Here is a 639-nt window from a genome sequence, read left to right on the forward strand (position 1 = left end):
TTACGGACAGTGCCTGGTGGGTAGTTTGACTGGGGCGGTCTCCTCCCAAAGAGTAACGGAGGAGCACGAAGGTGGGCTAATCACGGTCGGACATCGTGAGGTTAGTGCAATGGCATAAGCCCGCTTGACTGCGAGAATGACAATTCGAGCAGGTGCGAAAGCAGGTCATAGTGATCCGGTGGTTCTGAATGGAAGGGCCATCGCTCAACGGATAAAAGGTACTCCGGGGATAACAGGCTGATACCGCCCAAGAGTTCATATCGACGGCGGTGTTTGGCACCTCGATGTCGGCTCATCACATCCTGGGGCTGAAGTCGGTCCCAAGGGTATGGCTGTTCGCCATTTAAAGTGGTACGCGAGCTGGGTTTAGAACGTCGTGAGACAGTTCGGTCCCTATCTGCCGTGGGCGTTGGATGATTGAGAGGGGCTGCTCCTAGTACGAGAGGACCGGAGTGGACGAACCGCTGGTGTTCGGGTTGTGTCGCCAGACGCATTGCCCGGTAGCTAAGTTCGGAATCGATAACCGCTGAAAGCATCTAAGCGGGAAGCGAGCCTCAAGATGAGTCATCCCTAGACCTTTAAGGTCTCTAAAGGGTTGTTGAAGACTACAACGTTGATAGGTCGGGTGTGTAAGTGCTG

Annotated in this window: 1 rRNA gene; it reads left to right on the top strand. The window is 54.5% G+C overall.

Features of this window, described 5'->3' with window-relative positions:
- Positions 1-639: ribosomal RNA gene (locus tag CTN01_RS22595) — 23S ribosomal RNA — on the top strand; the annotation flags it as partial.

The organism is Photobacterium angustum, assembly GCF_003026365.1.
GTDB lineage: Bacteria > Pseudomonadota > Gammaproteobacteria > Enterobacterales > Vibrionaceae > Photobacterium > Photobacterium angustum.